The sequence below is a fragment of the Caulobacter segnis genome (genome assembly GCF_003243465.1).
Lineage (GTDB): Bacteria > Pseudomonadota > Alphaproteobacteria > Caulobacterales > Caulobacteraceae > Caulobacter > Caulobacter segnis_A.
Genome location: NZ_QFQZ01000024.1, coordinates 15,979 through 37,469, shown reverse-complemented (window position 1 = coordinate 37,469; position 21,491 = coordinate 15,979). Strand labels below are relative to the sequence as shown.

The 21,491-nt window shown below is 68.1% G+C and carries 25 protein-coding genes; 14 read left to right on the top strand and 11 right to left on the bottom strand.

From position 1 onward, the window contains the following. The first annotated feature begins 92 nt into the window (after positions 1 to 92). The 3 genes from DI526_RS09805 (at position 93) to DI526_RS09795 (ending at position 1,730) form a co-directional block, all read left to right on the top strand. The gene (locus DI526_RS09805; RefSeq protein WP_304277088.1) at positions 93 to 437 is read left to right on the top strand and encodes a glycine zipper domain-containing protein; all 345 of its coding nucleotides are present in this window, start codon (positions 93 to 95) and stop codon (positions 435 to 437) included. A gap of 76 nt (positions 438 to 513) precedes the next feature. Beyond that, positions 514 to 975 carry an OmpA family protein gene (locus tag DI526_RS09800; protein ID WP_304277087.1) on the top strand — a complete coding sequence of 154 codons (462 nt, stop codon included), beginning with the start codon at positions 514 to 516 and terminating at the stop codon, positions 973 to 975. A gap of 491 nt (positions 976 to 1,466) precedes the next feature. Continuing rightward, entirely contained in the window at positions 1,467 to 1,730 is a 264-nt protein-coding gene (locus tag DI526_RS09795; protein WP_304277085.1) for a hypothetical protein, read from the top strand. A gap of 117 nt (positions 1,731 to 1,847) precedes the next feature. Here DI526_RS09795 and DI526_RS09790 read toward each other — a convergent pair whose 3' ends face one another. Further along, entirely contained in the window at positions 1,848 to 2,648 is an 801-nt protein-coding gene (locus DI526_RS09790; RefSeq protein ID WP_304277083.1) for a response regulator, read from the bottom strand. 226 nt (positions 2,649 to 2,874) lie between these two features. Here DI526_RS09790 and DI526_RS09785 point away from each other — a divergent pair, with 226 nt between their 5' ends. From DI526_RS09785 to DI526_RS09765, 5 genes are all read left to right on the top strand, one after another. Beyond that, a complete protein-coding gene (locus DI526_RS09785) occupies positions 2,875 to 3,060 on the top strand; it encodes a NepR family anti-sigma factor (protein ID WP_297512500.1) in 186 nt (61 codons plus the stop codon). A gap of 2 nt (positions 3,061 to 3,062) precedes the next feature. Beyond that, complete coding sequence (locus DI526_RS09780; protein ID WP_304277080.1) at positions 3,063 to 3,668, top strand: sigma-70 family RNA polymerase sigma factor; 606 nt, start codon at positions 3,063 to 3,065, stop codon at positions 3,666 to 3,668. Positions 3,669 to 3,724: 56 nt separating this feature from the next. Beyond that, complete coding sequence (locus tag DI526_RS09775) at positions 3,725 to 5,353, top strand: sensor histidine kinase (protein ID WP_304277127.1); 1,629 nt, start codon at positions 3,725 to 3,727, stop codon at positions 5,351 to 5,353. A 105-nt stretch (positions 5,354 to 5,458) separates the two neighbouring features. Next, positions 5,459 to 5,599 carry an entericidin A/B family lipoprotein gene (locus DI526_RS09770; RefSeq protein ID WP_099537138.1) on the top strand — a complete coding sequence of 47 codons (141 nt, stop codon included), beginning with the start codon at positions 5,459 to 5,461 and terminating at the stop codon, positions 5,597 to 5,599. A gap of 222 nt (positions 5,600 to 5,821) precedes the next feature. Further along, the gene (locus DI526_RS09765) at positions 5,822 to 6,832 is read left to right on the top strand and encodes a hypothetical protein (protein ID WP_304277076.1); all 1,011 of its coding nucleotides are present in this window, start codon (positions 5,822 to 5,824) and stop codon (positions 6,830 to 6,832) included. 2 nt (positions 6,833 to 6,834) lie between these two features. Here the strand turns inward: DI526_RS09765 and DI526_RS09760 are convergent, their stop codons facing one another. The 3 genes from DI526_RS09760 to chpT are packed head-to-tail and all read right to left on the bottom strand — an operon-like array spanning position 6,835 to position 8,775. Beyond that, positions 6,835 to 7,665: a protein-glutamate O-methyltransferase CheR gene (locus tag DI526_RS09760; RefSeq protein WP_304277073.1), complete on the bottom strand. Its 831-nt coding sequence runs from the start codon at positions 7,663 to 7,665 to the stop codon at positions 6,835 to 6,837. Continuing rightward, positions 7,662 to 8,039 carry a PleD family two-component system response regulator gene (locus DI526_RS09755; RefSeq protein WP_304277070.1) on the bottom strand — a complete coding sequence of 126 codons (378 nt, stop codon included), beginning with the start codon at positions 8,037 to 8,039 and terminating at the stop codon, positions 7,662 to 7,664. The genes DI526_RS09760 and DI526_RS09755 overlap by 4 nt, the downstream gene beginning before the upstream one ends. A 58-nt stretch (positions 8,040 to 8,097) precedes the next feature. Further along, positions 8,098 to 8,775, bottom strand: coding sequence for a histidine phosphotransferase ChpT (gene chpT, locus DI526_RS09750; protein ID WP_304277069.1), 678 nt, complete (start codon positions 8,773 to 8,775; stop codon positions 8,098 to 8,100). A 65-nt stretch (positions 8,776 to 8,840) separates the two neighbouring features. Here chpT and DI526_RS09745 point away from each other — a divergent pair, with 65 nt between their 5' ends. The 6 genes from DI526_RS09745 to DI526_RS09720 all read left to right on the top strand — a co-directional run bounded on the left by DI526_RS09745 (position 8,841) and on the right by DI526_RS09720 (position 13,379). Then, complete coding sequence (locus DI526_RS09745) at positions 8,841 to 9,029, top strand: DUF3553 domain-containing protein (RefSeq protein ID WP_304277066.1); 189 nt, start codon at positions 8,841 to 8,843, stop codon at positions 9,027 to 9,029. Continuing rightward, positions 9,026 to 9,820, top strand: a complete 795-nt coding sequence (cysQ, locus tag DI526_RS09740; RefSeq protein ID WP_304277064.1) for a 3'(2'),5'-bisphosphate nucleotidase CysQ — start codon at positions 9,026 to 9,028, stop codon at positions 9,818 to 9,820. The genes DI526_RS09745 and cysQ overlap by 4 nt, the downstream gene beginning before the upstream one ends. Before the next feature lie 58 nt (positions 9,821 to 9,878). After that, on the top strand, positions 9,879 to 10,679 hold the full coding sequence (locus tag DI526_RS09735; RefSeq protein WP_304277059.1) for an SDR family oxidoreductase: 801 nt from the start codon (positions 9,879 to 9,881) through the stop codon (positions 10,677 to 10,679). An 83-nt stretch (positions 10,680 to 10,762) separates the two neighbouring features. Next, complete coding sequence (rlmN, locus tag DI526_RS09730) at positions 10,763 to 11,974, top strand: 23S rRNA (adenine(2503)-C(2))-methyltransferase RlmN (RefSeq protein ID WP_304277056.1); 1,212 nt, start codon at positions 10,763 to 10,765, stop codon at positions 11,972 to 11,974. A gap of 123 nt (positions 11,975 to 12,097) precedes the next feature. Continuing rightward, positions 12,098 to 12,526 carry a DUF350 domain-containing protein gene (locus DI526_RS09725; protein ID WP_304277055.1) on the top strand — a complete coding sequence of 143 codons (429 nt, stop codon included), beginning with the start codon at positions 12,098 to 12,100 and terminating at the stop codon, positions 12,524 to 12,526. Positions 12,527 to 12,545: 19 nt separating this feature from the next. After that, positions 12,546 to 13,379, top strand: a complete 834-nt coding sequence (locus DI526_RS09720) for a serine protease (protein WP_304277052.1) — start codon at positions 12,546 to 12,548, stop codon at positions 13,377 to 13,379. Here the strand turns inward: DI526_RS09720 and DI526_RS09715 are convergent. The 7 genes from DI526_RS09715 to rsmI form a co-directional block, all read right to left on the bottom strand. Next, entirely contained in the window at positions 13,376 to 15,073 is a 1,698-nt protein-coding gene (locus tag DI526_RS09715) for an MFS transporter (RefSeq protein WP_304277049.1), read from the bottom strand. The genes DI526_RS09720 and DI526_RS09715 overlap by 4 nt on opposite strands. Before the next feature lie 34 nt (positions 15,074 to 15,107). Then, a complete protein-coding gene (locus tag DI526_RS09710; protein ID WP_304277047.1) occupies positions 15,108 to 16,655 on the bottom strand; it encodes a response regulator in 1,548 nt (515 codons plus the stop codon). Between the two features lie 36 nt (positions 16,656 to 16,691). Then, a complete protein-coding gene (locus DI526_RS09705) occupies positions 16,692 to 18,224 on the bottom strand; it encodes a YifB family Mg chelatase-like AAA ATPase (RefSeq protein ID WP_304277044.1) in 1,533 nt (510 codons plus the stop codon). Positions 18,225 to 18,332: 108 nt separating this feature from the next. Next, positions 18,333 to 19,286, bottom strand: coding sequence for a glutathione synthase (gene gshB, locus DI526_RS09700; protein WP_304277041.1), 954 nt, complete (start codon positions 19,284 to 19,286; stop codon positions 18,333 to 18,335). Between the two features lie 89 nt (positions 19,287 to 19,375). Beyond that, positions 19,376 to 20,191: a SirB1 family protein gene (locus DI526_RS09695; protein ID WP_304277039.1), complete on the bottom strand. Its 816-nt coding sequence runs from the start codon at positions 20,189 to 20,191 to the stop codon at positions 19,376 to 19,378. Beyond that, the gene (locus DI526_RS09690) at positions 20,188 to 20,586 is read right to left on the bottom strand and encodes a YraN family protein (RefSeq protein WP_304277036.1); all 399 of its coding nucleotides are present in this window, start codon (positions 20,584 to 20,586) and stop codon (positions 20,188 to 20,190) included. Before DI526_RS09690 ends, DI526_RS09695 begins: the two co-directional genes overlap by 4 nt. Next, on the bottom strand, positions 20,583 to 21,455 hold the full coding sequence (gene rsmI, locus DI526_RS09685; protein WP_304277035.1) for a 16S rRNA (cytidine(1402)-2'-O)-methyltransferase: 873 nt from the start codon (positions 21,453 to 21,455) through the stop codon (positions 20,583 to 20,585). Before rsmI ends, DI526_RS09690 begins: the two co-directional genes overlap by 4 nt. Positions 21,456 to 21,491 lie beyond the last annotated feature (36 nt).

The window sequence follows — 21,491 nt, the reverse complement described above, 5'->3', positions numbered from 1 at the left end:
TTCGCGGCGTCGCATGGTTCCGCTTGCCGGCGGAACCCTCCGGAACGGTGACCGTTTGCAGGGCAGGGGACAAGCTCGAACGGAGAGCCAAGATGAAGACGACCATGATCGCCCTGATGGGCGTGGGTGTGCTCGCCGCCGCGTGCACCTCGACCGGCAATGTGGAGCGCAACGCCGCTGGCGGCGCGGCGCTCGGCGCGCTCGCGGGTGCGGTGATCGGCAACAACGTGGGCGGCGGCAGCGCGAGCACGGGCGCGGCCGTCGGCGCGGCGCTCGGCGGGACCGTCGGCGCCGTGAAGGGCTGCCGCGAAGACGGCGGCTGCGGTGCCAACGCCGTCAACCGCCGCCAATATTACGACGAGCGCGCGGGCCGATACTATTACTACGACTCCCGCAGCGGCCGGTACTACTGGGAGGATGGCAGCCCCCGCTACTAGGCGGTGACCGCGGAATTATCGAAGGCGATCGGCCAAGCCGATCGCCTTCTTCATGTTGGCGATCGGGAGAGGGACCATGAAGACGACGAAAGCCATCGCCTTGGCCGTGACGACACTGGCGCTATCAGCCTGCAGCCAGACGTCCGGGCCTTGGCGCACCCTGAAGAAGCCTGTGGCCGCGGCTGGCCCGCCCTGCGCGGGCTTCACCTCGTCGATCTATTTTGACCGGGACAGCGCCGCGCTCACGCCAGAGGCTCAGCGCATGCTTGTAAACGCCCGCGCCCAGGCCAGAGGTTGCGTCATTCGCGCCGTGCACGTTGTGGGACTCGCCGACGCGGTGGGCGCCCCGGAGGCCAATCTCGCGCTTTCGAGGCGGCGCGCGCAGGCCGTATCAAGCGCACTTGCGGCGCAGGGATTCGGTAAGGCGGCTTTCGACCTAGCGGCGGTGGGCGACGCGGGAGCGGAAGCGCCTTCTGGCGCGGCCGCGCCGCTCCGTCGCCGCGCCGACATCATCTTCGACATCGCGCCCTCGCGCTGACTCACGAAGAAGGGCGGGCCGGAGCGCCGGTCCGCCTGAGTTCGCATCAACAAAGGGGGGTGTGAAGGCGGCAGGCTGGCTTTCGCTAGCCTCAAGTCGGGGGGGCGTCGCCGCCTTCACGCAGAAGAGAACGAGGTCGCGCCAAGGAGGTTCCCGTGAGGCGTGTACTTTTTTTGCGGAGGGCTCGGCTCCATCGGCCAGGGAACAGCGGCGGGACCGGGGCGTTGCCTAGAGGACCGCCCGCGAGGCGCTTGCGAACAAGGGGAATTGCACCGTGGTCCCGAGCTATCCCGCTGAACCCGCCGCGCTGTTAAAGCTTGGCGAACCTGGGCGGCCACGTCGTTGGCGTAGCGCCCTGATGGCGGTTGTCGTGATAGCGACCACCGCGTTCTCCGCCGCGACCTTGATGACTTTTACTCACCGCGCCGCCGCCCCGGCAAGCGCACCCATTGCAGCGTCCTGGTAGCGCCGGGACCATCAGGAGGCAGATCATGCCCGCCGACATTCACCACCACTCCGACGCTCGATCCTCCGGCCCGCGGGTCAATGCGACTCGCGCCAAGCAGGGCGGCGTCGGACGCCACATCTTTTGGATCCTGATCGTTTCGACCGTACTGGCGGCCCTGGCCCTGTTCGGAGCCTGGACCTTCCGGGCCCGCGACCTCGCCGCTGTGGACGCCAATACCGGCGCCACGACCCCCGCCGAGGCGCAATCAGGGACGACGACGCAGCAGCCGGCGCGGCAGGCTCCCTAGAGCCGGTCCTTACCTGGGCGGAAGGCCGGCCAAGTCCACGCATCCAAGACGCGGGCGCAAAAAACGGCCTCCCAGACGGGAGGCCGTTCTTTTGACTCGCCAAGGATATGTCCCGGCCTACGCCGCTTTGCGGGTGCGGCGCGGGTGGAAGAATAGGGCCTGCCCGATCGCCGCCTTCACCGTCTCCGGTTGGAAGGGCTTGGTGATCAGGAAGGTCGGTTCCGGCCGCTCACCCGTCAGGAGGCGCTCGGGGAACGCGGTGATGAAGATCACCGGCACGTCCAGGCGCCCAAGGATGTCCTTGACGGCGTCGATACCCGAAGAGCCGTCCGCCAGTTGGATATCGGCCAGCACCAGACCGGGCGTGCGGCGGGCGACGGCGTCGACCGCCTCGCCGCGCGTGGCGGCGATGTCGGTCACGTCGTGACCCAGTTCGCGCACCAGCGCCTCGATGTCCGCGGCGATCACCGGTTCATCCTCGATGATCAGGACTTCGGTCGCCAGTTCCGCATCGATTTCGGCTTGAGCGTCGGCGATCAGTCGTTCGATCTCGCCGAAGTCGCAGTCGAGGATCTGAGCGGCTTCGGTCGGCGTGAAGCCTTCCAGAGCGGTCAGCAGGAACGCCTGGCGAGAGCGCGGAGCGATTCGCATCAGGCGTTGGGCGGCATCGTCGGGCGGCGAGGCGCTCTCGTCGCGGCGGGCCTCCAACTGGGCGCCGGAGCTCAGCCAGATCGCATGGAAAACGCGGTAGAGCGCCACGCGCGGCGAAAGATCGGCGTCGAGCGAACGCTCGCCGGCGGCAAGGGCTTCCAGGGCCACGCGAACGTAATGGTCACCCGTATTCTGGTCGCCGGTCAGGGCGCGGGCGTAACGGCGGATGTAAGGCAGATGCGGCGCCAGCCGAGCAAGAAGACTCATGACCCCTCCCGATGCGGTGTCTCGAAAAAGCAGGAACGTACGGCAAAGCTGCGCTGTTCCGTCGAAGGCCCATAACGCCTCCTCAACTGAGCGGTTCCTTCAATCGACTATTTTTGACATCTTATGCCCAAGCTTATGGAACCCGGCACGGAAAAGCACGTTGTCATCCGGCGGAAAGACATTCGGCCAAAGGGGGCGGACGCCGATGCACTTCGGTGTCGAGGACATGATCGAACACGTACCCATGGAAGACAAACGCAAGAGCGCCGCGGCGCTTGACGAGGCGCGACTGCGCCAGCAGGCCATCGGCGTGAAGTTGCGCCAGATGTTCGACGAGGTCGTCAACGAGCCCGTGCCGGACGAATTCCTCGACATTCTGCGCAAGGCTGAACCGCCGGCGGGAGGCCAATGAGCATGGCCGAAGAAAAAGTGGGCCGTTCGCCGCCCGACCCCGCGCGTGACGCCCTGTTCAAGCGCGAGCTGGTTACGCTCATCCCTCATCTGCGCGCTTTCGCCCGCACCTTGACGGGTGATCCCACGGCCGCCGACGATCTGGCGCAGGACGCCATGATGAAGGCCTGGGACGCGCGCGCCAGCTTCCAGCTGGGCACGAACATGAAGGCCTGGACCTTCATGATCCTGCGCAACCAATTCTATTCTGAAAAGCGTCGCAGCTGGCGTCAGAGCCAGCTGGACCAGGAGGCGGCCGAGCGGACCCTCGTGGCGGTCGACGATCCCGAAGCGCCGGTCGCGCTGGACGAACTTCGTCTGGGCCTGGCCATGCTGCCGGCCGAGCAACGCGAAGCGCTGATCCTGGTCGGCGCCGGCGGCTTCGCCTACGAGGAAGCGGCCGACATCTGCGGCTGTGCGGTCGGGACGGTGAAGAGCCGGGTCAGCCGAGCGCGCCGTGCGCTGCAAGCGATCTTGGAGGCGGGCGCCTATGACCGTGACGGCGCGGCCGCTGGGGACGCGATGCACGCTATCCTGGCCGACGCGGAGCGCTTGAGCTCTCTGCGGTGAACGCTTTGCCCGGCCGCGCCGCGCGGGCCGTCAACTCGATCCGGGTCCGCCTCGCGATCGCCCTGAGCGTTGCGCTGCTGCCTGTCCTGATCCTCGGCGTCATGCAGTCCGTCTTCGCCTTCCGGGCGGAGGCGGACTCGCGCCGGCAGAGTCTGGAACTGGCGGCAGGGCGCAGCGCGGCCATCGCGCGGGCCCGGATAGAGGCGGCTGGCGTGCTTCTGCAGACCCTGGGACCGCAGTCTGTCGGTCTGGAATGCGCGCAGCGCCTAGCTGATGTCCGGGCGCGCCTGCCCGGATACGCGAATCTCATCCGCTTCGACGCTCGCGGTCGGGTGGCCTGCGCGGCCGCGACGACGCCATATGACCCGCAACGCGGCGCGAGAACCTGGTTCCAGTCCTTGCGCCAGGGCGAAGCCTTGGTGGTGGCGGCCGAACCTGGCGCTGCCTACGCCAACGAGCCGTCGGTTCTGGCCGCGGTTCGCGCTGGTCCGCCTGGAGAGTTCGAGGGCGCGATGGCCGCCGTCCTGACCTTGGCGGACCTGAAGGTGGAGACCGCCAACCGGTTCCTCCCCGGCGGAGCCGAGGTGGCCTTGGCCGACTCCAGCGGCCGCGTGTTCGCCGCGACCGATCCCGCCGCCTTCAGCGCCCCGCCCAGTGGCTGGCGCGCGGTCGCCGCCGAGCACGGCGCGGCCCTCTGGAGCGCGCGTGACGCTCAGCGTCGTGATCGAACCTATTCCGCCGCCCCCCTGGTCGATGACAGCGTCTTTGTGATCCTGTCAGCGCCGTCGCCGCGGCTGCTCTCGTGGGCGATCAATCCCATTTCGCGCCTGATGTTGCCGCTGCTGGCCTTCGTCCTGGGCCTCGGCGCGGTGTGGTTCGCGGCCGAGCGTGGGGTCATCCGCTGGATCGTCTATCTCCAGCGCGTCGCGGCGATCTATGCGCGCGGCCGCTTCACGGTCCGGCCCCTGCAGGCCGAACGCGCGCCGCCCGAGATCCGCGAACTGGCCGCCACGCTCGACGCGATGGCCGGGGCCATTGTCGCCCGGGACGCGTCGCTGATGGATAGCTTGGCGGAGAAGGACGCGCTGATGCGCGAGATCCATCACCGGGTGAAGAACAACCTTCAGATCATCACCTCGCTCCTGAACATGCAGCAGCGCGCCCTGGCGGACCCGGCGGCCAAGGCGGCGATGAATGACACGCGCCAGCGGATCACCGCGCTCGCCCAGATCTACCGCGCCCTCTACCAAGGGCCTGATCTGAAGCGCGTCGACCTGCGCCCGTTCCTCGAGGAGCTGACCGCCCAACTGCTGGCCAACGACATGGCCGCGTCGGGCCTCGTCCGCACGGAGGTACACGCCGATCCTCTGGTGATCGATCCCGACCGCCTGGCGCCGATCGCCCTCTTCGCGGTGGAGGCGATCACCAACGCGCAGAAGCACGCCTTCGGGCCGGCCGGCGGAACTCTCCGCGTCAGCTTCAGCGTGCGCGGCGAAGAAGCGGAGCTGTCGATCAGCGACGACGGCCCCGGCGCCCCCGACAGCCTGGGCGGTGGGGTGGGGCGTACGCTGATGACGGCCTTCGCCCGTCAGCTGAGGGGAAAGGTCGCGTTCGAGAGCCAGGCGCCGCGGGGCCTGACGGTGCGTCTTGTCTTCCCTACCCCGCTCGTGGGCGGTCTCTCCTGAATCGGGAAACTCGGCTGGAACCCAGCTTCGCCGCTGACGTTCTTTCCGGGCGATTGTAAAACAGCCTTCCCACGATGCTCTGGGAGGCGAACAGCGGAGAAGACCATGCGTAAACTGGTGATCCTGGCCGCCCTCGCCGCCAGCCTTTCGGTGGCGGCCTGCAACACGGTGGAAGGCGCCGGCAAGGACGTCTCGTCGGCCGGACGCGCCGTCAGCGACACGGCCAAGGACGTCAAGAACAACTAAGTTCGACGTCAGCCCGATAGAAGGCCCGCCGGAGACGGCGGGCCTTTTTCGTGTTGGGAATATTGCTGCGCCGAAAAATAACAGGGTCGCTGCGATATAATGTTGAAAAACACGCAGCAGATCGTCGTCGTCTGGAGGGGCGGCGGCTTGCTGAACAAGGTTCTGTTTATTCATAGCGGCTGGCGATGCTCCAGCACGTACATTTGGCATCGCTTTCGTGTCATGCCGGGCGTTCGCGCCTATTACGAGCCCTGGCACGAGCAGCTCGCGCGGATGACTTGCGACGACCTCCGCGCCGAGACGCCTAAGAACAGCGGCCTGCGTCATCCGGGCGGCGACGAGCCCTATCTCAAGGAGTTCGAGCCTGTCCTCGATCCCCGAGGCGGCGTGGGCCGGTTCGACCCCAGCTTCGCCCTCGACCGCTTCTGGATTGAGCCTGAAGCCAGCGATCTGGCCCAGCAAGCCTATGTCGAGGGCCTGATAGACACGGCGCGGGGCCTAGGCGAAACCCCGGTTCTGGCCTGTTGCCGGACGCTGGGACGCGCTGGCTGGCTTAAGCGGCGGTTCGGCGGGTTCCATGTCGTGCTGGTTCGCGATCCCGTCCAGCAATGGCTTTCCTTCTACTCGCTGCGGAAGCGTCCGCGACCGACCTATTTCGAGCTCTGCCACTACCTTCTGTTGTCCGAGATGTCTGGCTGGGGCGATGTCGCCGATCGGATCTTGGGTGTCGGGACTCCTGGTTCTGGAACGCTGGCCGAGCGCTTGGCTAATGTTCGGCGCAGGTTCAAGCGCAGCCCCGCCAGCCTCTCGTTCCAAGCTTTTCTCGCGGTCTGGCTGGCGTCGCACCTGAAGGCGTTGCCCCACGCCGATCTTGTCGTCGACGTCGATCGGTTGGCCCGCGACCAGGCCTACGCCCGCGAGGTGGAGTCGGCGATCGCACGCGGATGCGGCCTCAAGCCCGACTTTTCTGATTGCCGTGCGCCGACCCCGCACGGCGTGGCGCCGCCGATCGCTTGGCGTAAGGCCGCTCGATCGGTCGTCGAGGCGATGGGACTGCACCAGGCGATCGTCGGTCCAGACGCGCACCCGATCCTGTTCCGCAAGCTGGCGCCGGCGTTTGCGGCGCTGCCGCCTAGTCAGGCGGGACCGCTGGCGCGGATGGGCGAGACGCTGGGCGGCCTTGCGGGCGGGGCGGCGTTGGCGCGACTGCAGGCGCGCCTCAAGCGCGCCTAGGTCTAGGCGGCCACAAGGCGCGCGATCGATGGGTCGCGGAGGTAGATCCCTGCGTTCCCCGGCGCGGCGACGAGCCGGTCGGTCAGGCCGGAGACATCGTCTTCCGGATCCAGCACCAGAACGCCATCGGGCGAAAGCCGGTCGGCCAGGCTTCGCACGATCTTCCCGCGCAGCGGCGCGGCCATGTTGCGCAGCACGTTCCGCAGGAGGATGACGTCGAACAGGCCCAGCGCCGACAGATCCGAAAGCAGGTTGATCCGACGCCAGCGAACCATCTGGCGAAGGCGCGGCGAGATCGTCCAGGTGTCATCCTGGCTCTCGAAGTACTTCACCAGCATCCGGATGGGCAGGCCGCGCTGGACTTCGAACTGGGTGTAGAGCCCGCTCTGGGCTTTTTCCAGGCAACGTTCGGAGAGGTCCGAGCCGAACAATTCGAACCGAGCACCGGCGGCGAGCTCCGTGGCCTCGGCGGCGGTCATCGCCAGGGAATAGACCTCCTGGCCAGTGGCGCAGGCCGCGCTCCAGATCCGCAGCGGCGTGTCGCGGCGATGCGATAGCGCGGGCAGGACGCTGTCTCGCAGCGCGTCGAAGGCTTCGCGGCCGCGAAAGAAGGTCGTGTCCGTGCGACAGAGCGACTCCACGACCGCCCAGATCAGTCGCTCTTCGCGCTTGGCGCGGAGCTCGTCGATGAGGGCCTCGATGCTCTCGAACCCTTCCCGGCGAACGAGCGGGGTCAGGCGGCTTTCGATCAGGTAGGGCTTTTCGACATCGACGCGCACGCCGGCCCGCGCGCGCCCGAGCGCCGCCAGAAGATCGATGTGCTCGGGCGTCACAGAAGGCCCGCCTGGGCGAACTTCGCCTGGATGATGTCGCCGTCGAACGGCTTCATGATGTACTCGTCGGCGCCGGCGTCCAGCGCCTCGCGAATGCGGTCGACGCTGTTCTCGACCGTGCAGAAGATGACCTTGGGCGTCTTGCCGTCGCGTTCCCGTCGCAGGAGACGAAGGAACTCCAGCCCGTTCATCACGGGCATGTTCCAGTCGAGCAGCACCGCGTCGGGCATAGCCGCGCGACACCAGGCCAGAGCTTCCATGCCGTCGGAAGCCTCGGCGATGTCGAAGCCGATGTCCTCAAGGACTCGGCGGGCGACCTTGCGGATCACCCGGCTGTCGTCGACCACCAGGCAGGTCTTCACGGCTTGCTCCAATCCAGACGCCCACAATGCAGACCTCTGGTTAAGGAGCGGTTTGCCGCGCTCGAAGGTGCTAGGCCGGCACCCAGGCGGCCACGGACGCGCGTTCCTCGCCCACCTCGACGGCGATTTGACCGCCGGCGGCCCGAACCAGGGCGTTCAGATAGGCCGCCTGCACCCAGGGGCCGCCAAGGCCCTCGGCGAGCGGCTCTCCCTTCAGCCCCGCCAGCACTTCCGGCCGGAGACGCGCGCGGGCGCCGATCGCCTCGGCGATGATCGAGAAGCGGCCGTCGGCGTTCACGCCCTTGATCGTCGCTACGCCGCCCGCTGGCAGGGCGCTGGCGGCGATCTGGGCGATGTTGAGCACCGCGCGGGCCGAGGGCTTGTTCATGGCCTGGGGTTCGATCGCCCAGTTCAGGGTGGGTCGCACATGGGCGAACACGCCCTGCGCCAGCTTCTCCAGTTCTCGGCTGTCGAAGTTCTCCGCCGAGGCGGAGGCCCCAAAGGCCACGCGCGTGAACTGCAGCAAATCCGCCAGCTTGCGAGCCGAGGAGGCGATCAGGTTCATCGCGTCGTCGCGCATGTCCTGAGCCGCAGGATCTTCAAGCAGGTCCAGGCCCGAGACGATCGCGCTGGCCGGGCTGATGAAGTCATGACACAGGCGGGCGGCCAGCATGGCGGCGAAATCGGGGCCTTGCACGTCGATCTGCGGAGGCGCGGACGCCGGGGTCTCGGGGACGGTATCGGTCATGGCGGCGGACTCTGCCGTGATTTGAGGCTTTGGGAAACTGGGCCTTGCCTCTACAGGAAGCGGCCATGGATCCGTTTCTAGAGCCGGGCGTCCTGGTGCGCCATCCCGACAAGCCCGATTGGGGTTTGGGACAGGTTCAGTCCGTGATCGGCCACAGGGTTACCGTCAACTTCGAAGAGGCGGGAAAGCAGATGATCGATGGCCGCCGCATCCGGCTGGAGTTCGTCGGCGACGATCCCCGGGGACAGGCATGAGCGACACCGCCACGATTCAGCAATTGGCCGACTGGGGCCCCGCCTTGGCGCGGATCACCGAGGAGGCCGCCACGATCATCCTGCCGTTCTGGCGGACGGAGCTGGCCGTCGCTCAGAAGGCGGACGAGAGCCCGGTTACCGAGGCCGATCGCGCGGGCGAGCACCTGATCCTGCAGCGCCTGGCTGAGGCGTTTCCCGGCGTCGCGGTGATTTCCGAGGAGCACGCCAGCGAGTTCGGCACGCCCGACGCCGTCGGTTCGCGCTTCTTCCTGGTGGATCCAGTCGACGGCACCAAGGCCTTCGTGCGCGGCGATCCGAACTTCACCGTAAACATCGGCCTGATCGAGAACGGCCTGCCGGTGGCCGGCGCCGTCTGTGCGCCCGCCACGGGCGAAGTCTGGTACACGACCGCCGCGGGGACGATGAAACGCACGAGCCCCGATGCGGCCGAGGCCCCAGCACGTGTGCGCCCTTGGCCGGCCGGTCGGGCCCTCGGCCTGATCAGCCACACCATGCGCGAGGAGAAGGCCGCGGAACTGGCCGCCGAGTATGGCTTCGACCTGCGCACCGCCATGGATTCCTCGATCAAGATGTGTCGCATCGCCGAGGGCGCGGCCGACATCTATCCGCGCCATGGTCCAACGTCCGAATGGGACACCGCCGCCGCCCACGCCGTGCTGGTCGCCGCCGGCGGGACCTTCACCCAGCCGGACGGCTCGCCGTTCACCTATGGCAAGGCTGATCAGGGCTTCCGCAACGGCTGGTTCGTGGCGCGCGGCGGCGCGGCTTGAACCAAATCATCGGCCGTGCTGCTGTCCGGCGAAGTTTTGCTCTGACCGGATCGACCGCATGGCTCGCCGTCTCGCCCTGATTACCGGCGCTTCCGCCGGCATCGGCGCCGCCTCCGCCCGCATCTACGCCAGCCATGGCTATGACGTGGTGCTGACCGCCCGCCGCGCCGAGCGTCTTGAGGCCCTGGCCGCGGAGATCAAGCTGCGCTCCGGCGGCGAGGCCTATGTCGTGGCCGCCGATCTTTCCGACCCCACCGGCGTCGATACGGTGTTGGCCGCCGTCGCCGAGCAGGGCCGGGTGGTCGACGCCCTGGTCAACAACGCTGGTTATGGCTTGCCCGGGACCTATGCGACGACGAGCTGGGCCGATCAGGCGACCTTCCTGCAGGTCATGCTGACCTCGGTCTGCGAGATGACCCACAAGGTGCTGCCGGGCATGGTCGAACGCCGGTTCGGGCGGATCACCAACGTCGCCTCGCTGGCAGGCCTGGTGCCTGGCGCCGCCGGCCATACGCTGTACGCCGCCACCAAGGGCTTTCTGGTGAAGTTCTCCCAGAGCCTGCACCTGGAGAACCTGTCGACCGGCGTGCATGTCAGCGCGCTGTGCCCGGGCTTCACCTATTCCGAGTTCCACGACGTCAACGGCACGCGCGCCCAGGTCAGCCAGGGCGTGCCGAACTGGATGTGGCTGGGCGCCGACGAGGTCGCGGCCGCCGGTTACGAGGCGGCCGAGGCCAATCGCCCGATCTGCGTGCCGGGCTCGCCCAATAAGGCGATCGCCGCCGTGGCCAAGGTCCTGCCCGACGACTGGGCCCTGGCCTTGATGGCCAACCAGGGAAGCCGCTTCCGGAAGGTCTGAGCGCCCGCGACGTCGCGGCCTTTTGGAAAACCGGCCTGGACCTGCTATATGTCCGCCTCGACCCCGAAGATCCGGACACCCCCTTGAGCGTCACCCTCGACCTGTCGCGCGTCTCATCCGACGCTGCGCCCGTAACCCCCGTCACCAAGCCGCTGGTCAACCTGTCGGGTCTCACGCGCCCGCAGCTGGTCGCCGCCTTGGTCGAGAGCGGCGTGGTCGAGCACGGCAAGGCCAAGATGCGCGCGACGCAAATCTTCCGCTGGATGCATCATCGCGGTGTCACCGATTTCGCGGCGATGAGCGACGTGGCCAAGGAAACGCGCGCGCGGCTGGCCGAGGCCTTCACGATCGCTCGTCCCGAGATCGTCGAGCGTCAGGTCAGCCAGGACGGCACCCGCAAGTGGCTGATCCGCATGGCGCCTGGCATCGAGGTCGAAAGCGTCTACATTCCTGGCGTCGGTCGCGCCGGCGCCTTGTGCGTGTCGAGCCAAGTGGGCTGCACCCTGAACTGCAGCTTCTGCCACACCGGCACCCAGCCGCTGGTTCGCAATCTGACGACCGCCGAGATCGTCGCCCAGGTCCAGGTGGCCAAGGACGACTTGGGCGAATGGCCTTCGGACAAGGAAGACCGCGTGCTCTCGAACATCGTGTTCATGGGCATGGGCGAGCCGCTCTACAATCTAGGCCAGGTCGCCGACGCGATCGAGATCATCAGCGACAACGAGGGCATCGGTATCTCACGTCGGCGGATCACGGTCTCGACCTCTGGCGTCGTGCCGATGCTGGGCAAGCTTGGCGAGACCACCCAGGCCATGCTGGCGATTAGCCTCCACGCCACCAACGACGCCCTGCGCGACGTGCTGGTGCCGCTGAACAAGAAGTACCCGATCGCCGAGCTGATGGCCGGTATCCGCGCCTATCCCGGCCTGTCGAACGCCCGCCGCGTGACCTTCGAGTACGTGATGCTGAAGGGCGTCAACGACAGTCCCGACGAGGCACGCGCCTTGGTGAAGCTGATCAAGGGCATCCCCGCCAAGATCAACCTGATCCCGTTCAATCCGTGGCCGGGCAGCGATTATCAGTGCTCGGACTGGGCGACGATCGAGGCGTTCGCCGCGATCCTCAACAAGGCCGGCTATTCCTCGCCGATCCGCACGCCTCGCGGCCGCGATATCCTGGCCGCCTGCGGCCAGCTGAAGAGCGAGAGCGAGAAGGTCCGCGCCTCGGCGCTGCGCAAGCTCTCCCTGGCGGCCATGGCTGGCGTGCTCAGCGAGGACGACGACGAGGCGGCTTAAAAGGCTCCGCCCGCCTGGACGAAGAGCTTCTGCAAGTTATCGTTCCGTCCACGCGCCCTCTACGCAAGGCTCGGTTCGCCGTGTTAGTCAGTGAGCCGCACCTTTCGGGGGTAGTTCGCGTCGATGCCGTCACAGCTCCAGTCGCCTGAGGTTCAGGCGTTCGCCACCGGCTTTCCGATCACCCTGCTGCACGCGGGCGTGACCCTGCTCATGCTGATCCTGGGGACGGCGCTCTACGCGCTGATGACGCCGCATAAGGAAATCACCCTGATCCGCGAGGGCAACTCGGCGGCCGCCCTGTCGCTCGGCGGGGTGATGGTGGGGCTGGCCATTCCGCTCGCCGTGTCGCTGAGCGCCGCGACGTCGGTGGTCGAGATCGTCATCTGGGGCGCGGCGACCACCGCCGTGCAGTTGCTGGTCTTTCGCTGCACCGACATGGTGCTGAAGGGACTTCCGGAGCGCATCCAGGATGGCGAGATCTCCGCGGCGGCCCTGCTGGTCGGCGCCAAGCTGGCCACGGCGCTGATCCTAGCCGCCGCCGTGGCGGGCTGAGCGGACGCGGGGCGTCCCGGTGCATTTCCCCAAGCTCCCTGACTGGCTGGTCTATGCGGTGGTGGTCAGCGCCTTGCTGGTCGTCGCCGTCGGTCGCCAGGAGCGCTCCGATGCGCCGCCGCCGCCGCCACCCGTGCCGGGCGAGGAGGGGCTGCCCCTGGGGCCGTCTTCCCCGTTTGACCCCTCGATCGTGGTGCAGGTGCCCGAGCGGCCGGAGCCTGGATCGGGCACGGCCTTCTCCATCGGCGATGACGGCGCCTGGCTGACCGCGCGCCACGTGGTCGACGGCTGCAAGCAGGCGGCGATCGTCGTCGCAGACGGGCGGGGCGTGGCTGCCAAGGTCCATGTCGACCCGCGCGCCGATGCGGCGCTCCTGACCACCGAGGGGGGCGCGCCGGCCGTGCCTCTGGGCATCGACCAACCGCTGCGCCGCGGCGCGCGCGCCTATCATCCGGGTTTCCCGCAAGGACATCCGGGCGAGGCGGCGTCTCGGCTGCTTGGGCGCGAGAACCTGGTGGTCCATGGCCGCGGGGCCCGCACCGAGCCGGTTCTGGTCTGGGCCGAGGTAGGCCGCACCGATAGCCTGAAGGGGACGCTGTCGGGTCTGTCCGGAGCGCCGGCGCTGGATGCGGCCGGGCGCGTGATCGGCGTGACGGTGGCGGAGGCGCCGCGTCGTGGCCGCATCTACACGACGGCGCCGGAGACGTTGAAGACCTTGCTGGGACCGCGCCGCCATCCTTCGCCGTCGGAGTTCGCGTCGAGCGAGCCGATCACCACCGACAACTACGGCCGCGTGGCCGACGGCCTGCGGCGCGATCTTCGGGTCGCCCAGGTGGTGTGCCTAGCGGTCTAAGTCGACGCAGGCGTCTCCTCAGGCTTCTGGCGAGCCGCGACCATGAACGACAGCACGATGCCCACCACGCCGATCAGCGCCGTGTAGATGAAGAAGGCCGTGTAGCCGGCTGCCATGGCCGGGCCGCCGACACCGAGCTTGGCGCCGGCGGCGGTGAAGCTTTCCGGCGGCAGGCGCGTGAACAGTCCCTTGAGCACGCCGATCGGTCCGCCATGCTCGGCCGCCTGGGCCGAGGCTTCGACGATGCGGCCGGACTGCGAAGCGACCAGCTTGCCGGGCAAGGCGTAGAGCGAAGAGAACAGGGCGTACTGGGTGGCGGTGAAGCCCGCCGAGGTCAGGCTCGACATGTAGGCGATCAGGGCCGTGCCGGCGACCCCGCCGGCGATGTTGTCAAGGCAGATGGCCGTAAACAGCATCGGTATATTGTGACCACTCATGGCCAACAGGGCGAACATCAGGTTGCTGATCGGCTGTGCGAACGCTCCGATGATCAACGCCTTCATCAAGCCCAGGCGCGCGACGACCACGCCGCCAAGGAACACCCCGATCATCGACGCGATGATGCCGAACACTTTGCGGATCTCGGCGATCTCGGTCAGCGAGAAGCCCATGTCCCGGTAGAACGGGTTCATGATGTTCAGCACGAAGTCCGAGACACGATAAACGCAGATCGCCGCCAGGATTAGGCCGGCCACGCCCTGGAAGCGGGTCAGGAACTCGCCCAGCGGCTCGCCGAAGGCCTTCGACATGTAGACGCCGGGCTTGGTGCGCACCTTGGGTATGGGCCAGGCGGCGATCACGACGATAGCCAAGCCAGCCAGCACACCGAGCAACTGTAGCCAGACGCCGTTCGGCTTGGCCGTCCAGGCCGTCGCCAGCGCTTCGCCGCCGATCAGCTTCGACAGCAGGGAGGCGTCGCCTGCGAGGCCGGAGCCCAGCGCCAGAGCGCCCAGAAGCAGGACGGCGAGGCGAGCCAGCCATTCGAGCACTTCCAAGATCCGCGGCTGATCGACGTCGTCGGTGGGGATCGGACGGATGCTGTGCTCAGCCTCGCGCGGGGCCCACAGGGTCGCCAGGATCCCAATCCCGACGATCACGCCCATCGCGGCGTAGGAGAGATTCCAGCCATAACGCTCGGCCAGGAGGAGCGGAGCAGCGCCGGCCGCGATCATGGCGACGCGATAGCCCCATTGGTAGGCGACCACCATGGGTCCCTGCTCTTCCTTGTCGGCGACCTCGATGCGCCAAGCGTCGATCACGATGTCATGCGAGGCGGTGGCGAAGCCGACGACTACCGCGGTGGCGGCCAGGACGCCCAACTGGTGGGCGGGGTTCATGGTCGATATGGCCCAGAGGCCCAGGACCATTGCGCTTTGGAAAACCAGCATCCACGCGCGCCGGTGGCCCAGCAGGCGGTGAAGGACAGGGACCTTGGCCCGGTCGATAAGCGGCGCCCAGAGAAACTTAAATGAGAAGGACAGCGTGGCCAGGCTGAAGAAGCCGATCACCGCCAGCGACAGGCCCGCGTCGCGCAGCCACAGCGACAGGGTGTCGAAGATCAGCATGAACGGAAGCCCGGACGCAAAGCCCAGGCCGAGCATGACCAGGCTGCGCCGCTCGCCGAAGAAGGCGAGAGTCTGCAGCAGGCTCTTCTTCTCTGGTCCAGCCTTGGCGTCCGTCGTCTGCTCGGTCATGCGGCGAATTCCCCAGCGGGGAACCGCCCCCGCTTCAGCCGGCGACCTTGGATCGCGTCGCGGCTTTCGTCCAGCGGGCCGCCGAGGCGCCACGGCTGGTCCAGCGGGTCAGCACGTCGCGTAGGGCTTCCTGGGTCAGGGGCTTGACCAGGAAGTCGTCCATGCCGGCGGCCAGGCAGGCGCGCTTGTCCTCGTCAAAGGCGTCGGCCGTCAGGGCCGCGATCGGGGCGGCGACGCCCTTGGCGCGGACGGTGCGGGCCGCCTCGACGCCCGACATGCCCGGCATGCGCAGGTCCATCAGGATCAGGTCATAGGAGCCCGCCACGGCGGCGGCGACCGCTTGGTCGCCATCCGCGACACGGTCGACCTTGCAGCCTTCGCGCTCGAGGAGGGTGCGCGCCAGCAGGGCGTTGATCGGATTGTCCTCGGCCAGCAGCACGCGCACGCCATGGGCCACGGCGCCGGCGATACGGTCGTCGTCGTGGTGGGCGACCGGACCGGGCGCGGCTTCGGCGGCGTCGGCCTGCAGCACCTGGGCGACCATGGAGGCTGTCCGCAGCGGCTTGATCAGATAGCCGCTGAAGCCGGCGGCTTTCAGCGGATCAATGCGGCCGCGCTGCTCGGGCGTGAGCAGGACGACGGCCTTGCGACCCGGCGGCGGCTTGAGGGCGCGCGAGCCGGTCAGAGCGGCGTCGATCAGCAGGACGGCGTCGGCGGGCGCGCCCGCCAGGGCGGCGTTGACGTCCACGGCGGTGAAGGCGCGGCCTCCCGCCGCCTCGATCTGGCGTGCGGTGGCGATCCTGACGATCGGGTTGGGAGATGCGATCGCGACACTGCGTCCCGCCAGCGGCGCCTCGCTTTCGGCCGGCGTCGCCGTCTCGAATGGCGCCTCAAACCAGAACTCCGCGCCGCGCCCGACTTCGCCGCCAACACCGACCTGCCCACTCATGGCGGCGGCGAGGCGCGACACGATGGCAAGCCCGAGGCCGGCGCCGCCCAGCTGCGTGCTGTGAGTGATGTCGGTCTGGACAAAAGCTTCGAAGATACGGGCGCGCGCTTCAGGCGCGACGCCGGGCCCGGTGTCGGTCACCGAAAACCGCACCCGGCCGCCTTCGGCCATGGAGGCGGAGAGCAGAACGCCGCCAGCCTCGGTGAACTTCACGGCGTTGCCGGCGAAATTGAGAAGGATCTGCCGCAGCCGGCCTTCGTCCGCCTGGATCGTCGGCAGAGGCGCCGTCAGCGCCCAGGCGATCTCCACGCCCTTTTCGTGGGCGCGGGGGCTCATCAACTCCGCGACCTGCCGCAGCAAGCTCTCGATATCGACCGGCGCCAGGCTCAGCTCGATCGACGCTGCGCCCAGGCGGGCGAAGTGCAGGACGTCATTAACCAGCGACAGCAGGTGGTCGCCGCTTTCACGGAGGGCGGTGACGTACGACCGCTGCTCGGCCGTCAGCTTGGTGTTCTCAAGCAGGCGCGCCATGCCGAGCACGCCATTGAGGGGCGTGCGGAATTCATGGCTCAGGGTGGCCAGCTGCTCGGGCGTGACGCCGGGTCGCCCACTCGTCGCTTTGGGGTCGCTCATGAGACGCGACCTTAACCGGAGCCCATTAACGGGGGGTCAACCCTGTACGGCCGTCTCACCGACGGCCGCCGTCCGCCGATAGGCCAGGGCCTCGGCGATGTGCACCCGTCGCACAGTATCCGCCTGTTCGAGGTCGGCGATGGTCCGCGCCAGCCGCAGGACGCGTGTCCAGCCTCGGGCGCTGATGCGTCCTGCATCAGCCGCTCGGGTCAAGAGCGACTGTCCAGCCTCGTCGATCGCGGTGATGCGTTCGAGGAAGGCGCCCTCCGCGCGGCCATTCAGGTTTTCGCTTCCGCCCAGCTCGGCCGCGCGGTCGGCTTGCAGCCTTCTCGCACGGCTGACGCGCGCGGCGACCTCGGCCGAGCCCTCGGAAGGGGGCGGCAGCGACAGATCGGCCGCCGTCACCGCAGGCATGTCGATCGCGAGGTCGATTCTGTCCATTAGGGGGCCGGAGACGCGCCCCTGATAGTCCTTCTGGCACCGGGGAGCCTTGCCGCACGCCCCGCGCCCGGGGCCGCCGTGGCCGCAGCGGCATGGGTTCATCGCCGCCACCAACTGCACCCGCGCCGGATAGCGCACGTGGGCGTTGGCGCGCGCGACCATGACCTCGCCGGTCTCCAGCGGTGCGCGCAGGCTGTCGAGCGCCTGGACGCTGAACTCCGGCAGCTCGTCCAGGAAGAGCACGCCGTTGTGGGCCAGGGACACTTCGCCAGGCTTCGCCCGATGTCCGCCGCCCGTTAGGGCCGCCATGCTGGCGCTGTGGTGCGGGGCGCGGAAGGGGCGGGCGCGGCTTAAGGTCCCGCGCGCGATCAGCCCCGCCACCGAATGGACCATGGAGGTTTCCAGCAGCTCGACCGAGGTGAGGGGCGGCAACAGACCGGGCAAGCGCTGGGCCAGCATCGACTTGCCCGAGCCGGGAGGGCCGCAGAACAAGAGATTGTGCCCGCCGGCGGCGGCGATCTCCAAGGCGCGCTTGGCGTGTTCCTGCCCCTTCACGTCTCGGAGGTCCTTGGGCGGCTCGCCCTCAACGATCGGTCCAGGCGAGGGCGCAGAGAGGACTTGGCTGCCCCGGAAATGATTGATCAGCGACACCAGCGAGCGCGGCGCCAGGATACGGGTCTCGCCGGCCCATGCCGCCTCTGGACCCGACGCCTCGGGGCAGATCAGCCCAAGGTCCATCGCGCCGGCCGCCATGGCGGCGGGCAGCGCGCCGGCGGCGGGGACGATGCGGCCGTCCAGCGACAGTTCGCCCATCGCCGCCCAGCCGTCCAAGGCGTCCAGCGGAATGACGCCTAGGGCCGCCATCACCGCCAAGGCGATGGGCAGGTCGAAGTGGGTGCCCTCCTTGGGCATATCGGCGGGCGCCAGGTTGGCGACGATGCGCTTGCCGGGAAGGGAGAGGCCAAGCCCGGCGAAGGCGCCGCGCACCCGCTCGCGGCTCTCGGCCACGGCCTTGTCGGCCAACCCCACGACCACGAAGGCGTGGTGACCCGTGGTCAGTTGAACCTCGACGTCGACCCTTCGCGCCTCGACCCCGTCGAAAGCCACCGTGACGACTCGTGCCGCCATGCCCCTACCTTGCGGATAATCAATTTATCCACAACTTGCAGCATAGCTTGCGGGGAGGAGCAAGAACGAAAAACGAACGTTTCAGGAAAATCCGAGAATTTGGGAAAGTTACCCACGGACTCCGCGAATGTCTTCGATGCGATCCCAAAGTACAGCGGCGGCGTTCACGCCGCTGAAGCGCAGCAGCTGTTGGGCGCCCGTAGGCGACGTTACGTTGATTTCGGTCAGGTACTCGCCAATGACGTCAATGCCGACAAAGATCAGTCCACGGCGCTTAAGCTCGGGGCCGATGATATTGCAGAGCTCGATGTCGCGAGCCGTCAGTTCGACCGCCTCGGCCCGGCCTCCGACCCGCAGGTTGGAACGCACCTGACCGTCAGCCGGCACGCGGTTGATCGCGCCGACAGGCGCGCCGTCGACCAGCAGGATCCGCTTGTCGCCCTTGCTGACGGCGGGCACGAACTTCTGGGCGATGACCTGCTCTCGGCCGATCATGGCGTGCAGTTCGAGCAGGGCGTCCAGGTTCGGGTCGTCCTGCAGCAGGCGCGCCACGCCCGAGCCGCCGCCGCCGTAAAGCGGCTTCAGGACGATGTCCCCATGCCGGGCGCGGAAATCATAGATGGCTTCGTGGTCGCTGGTGATCAGGGTCGGGGGCTGGACGCCGGGGAGGTCGGTGACGAACAACTTCTCGGGCGCGTTGCGCACCTCCGCCGGGTTGTTCACCACCAGGGTGTGGGGATGCACCTTCTCCAGGAAGTGGGTCGCGGTGATGTACGCCATGTCGAAGGGCGGGTCCTGGCGCATCAGCACCACGTCGACGTCGTCCTTCATGTCGATCAGGATGGGTTCACCCAGCTTGGCGTGGGCGCCCTTCTCGGCGAACACTTCCAGCGGCTGGGCGCGGGCGAAGACGCGGCCGTCCTCCAGCGAGAGCTTGTCGGGGGTATAGAACCACAGCCGGTGGCCGCGGTTCTGGGCCTCCATCATCATCAGGAAGGTCGTGTCGGTGTCGATATTGATCCCCAGCACGGGATCCATCTGGACGGCGACTCGCAGCGACATGGGAACTCCTGATGTTCTTCGGCGTCTGGACGCGACGGCTTAGTTAGGCGTTCTTGCGCGTGGCTCCAACCAAGGAAGCGGCCTTGCCGTCAGTTCAGCCGCAACCGCATCCGCTCGCGCGCCGCCCGAGCGGCCATGGCCGCGCCGCCGTCCAGCACCTGGGCGCGCGACAGGGCCTGCAACGCGCCCGCCAAGGCGCCCTGGCCTTCTCGCGCCGCGGCGACGTCCAGCCAGGGCCGATGATCGTTCGGGTTCAGCAGGGCTCGGCGAAGGGCCGACCGCTCGGCGCGCACCCAGTCCTTGGCCCGCTGGGCGCGGGCGAAGACGTTGTTCTGCAGGCGGATCAGCACCGCACGGTCCGATATGGGCGCCATCAGGAGCTCCAATCGCGCCGCGACGTCCGGCATCAGCCCGGTGCGCAGCGCTCGCCGCGACAACTCCGACGGCAGAACGACCCGCCCTTCACTGAAGGGGTCTAGCGCCAGCGGACCTTCCTCCGTCTCGATGCGCAGCAGGAAATGGCCTGGGAAGTCGACGCCATGCACATCGAGGCCCACCGCCCGCGCCGCGTGCAGGTAGAACACGCCCAGCGCCACGGGGAGGCCCTTGCGCCGATCGGCGATGGCGATCACGTCGGCGTTGTCGGGGTGATCGTAGGTGAGGACGTCGCCTGTGAGCCGAAGATCGCCGGCCAGCGCCTCCGCGATCGCTTCTTCGGGCGACTCCATCTCCAGGCGGCGCCGCAGGCGCTCGATCGCTTCGGCGGCCAAGGCCGTGGTCGCCGATGTGTCGCGGCTGGGATCGTCGTGCGCCGCGCAGGCCAGAGCCGCCTCGAAGAGCGGGAACCCTTGATCACCACCTTGTCCCACGCGCGTGAGGATCTCTTCAGCCTCGTCGCGGGTCATAGCGTCATGCCTTGAGAAATCTCGGCGCCCCAGGCGTTCGTAAGGTGACGCGGCATCCGACCCGGCGACAGGGCGATGAGGTCAAGGCGAGCCTCAAGGGCGCGCAGGCCCGGCCGGTGCGCGATGAGATGGGCGGCGGCGCGCCGCAGACGGTCGCGCTGGGTGGGCGTCACGGCGTCCAGAGCGTCCTCTATCGTGGTCCGTTGCTTGACCTCCACAACGGCCAGGACGCCGCCGCGTTGCGCCAGCAGGTCGATTTCGCCCAGCGGCGTGATCAGGCGGAATCCCAGGATGCGATAGCCCTTGGCCATCAGCCAAAGCGCGGCCAGCACTTCGGCGCGCCGCCCAAGCTTACGGGCCGCCGCGCCCCGGATCTGGCGAACGCTCGCCGTCATCCCGCCGCTTCCTTGAGGGCGAGGGCCTGGCGATAAAGATCCTTCCGGGAGAGGCCGAACGCCTTGGCGACTTCGGACGCCGCCTCGCCGAGCGGAAGTCTGGCGACGGCCTCGCGCAGGGCGGCCTCCACGTCACCCGCGCTGGCGGCCTTCTCGACGCCCGGGCCTACGAGAATGACGATCTCGCCCTTCGGCGCCTCGAATCTCGGGTCGGCGGCCAGGTCGGACAGACTTCCGCGTACGCAGGTCTCGTACAATTTCGTGAGCTCGCGGCAGACCGCCGCCGGCCGATGGCCAAACACCGTCGCCATGTCGGCCAGGCAATCGGCGACGCGCGATGCGCCCTCGTAGAAGATCAGCGTGGCGCGGATATTGGCGAATTCTTCGAGGAAGGTTCGGCGCGCGGCGCTCTTGGGCGGTGGAAAGCCCGCGAACATGAAGCGGTCCGTCGGCAGGCCGCCCAGCGTCAGCGCTGCCAAGGCGGCGGAGGCGCCGGGAATGGGGATCACCGGATGGCCGGCCGCAATCGCCTCCCGCGCCAGGCGATAGCCTGGGTCGGAAACCATCGGCGTGCCGGCGTCCGACACCAGCGCGATGCGCTCGCCGGCCTCCAGGCGCTCCAAGATTCCAGGGATGGTCCGTTCGGCGACGTGCTCGTCATGTCGCTCAAGGCGCGTTCGGATCCCGTAGGCCGAAAGCAGCTTGCCGGAGACGCGGGTGTCCTCGGCGAGAAGCACGTCGCAGCCCGCAAGCACATCGAGCGCGCGCAGGGTGATGTCGCGCAGATTGCCGATCGGGGTCGCGACCAGATAGAGGCCTGGCGACAGTGACGCATCCGAGAGGGCTGGCGGCGGAGGCTGACGGCTCAAATCACGCGTCCTTCGGATCTCACTCAATCTCAGTTC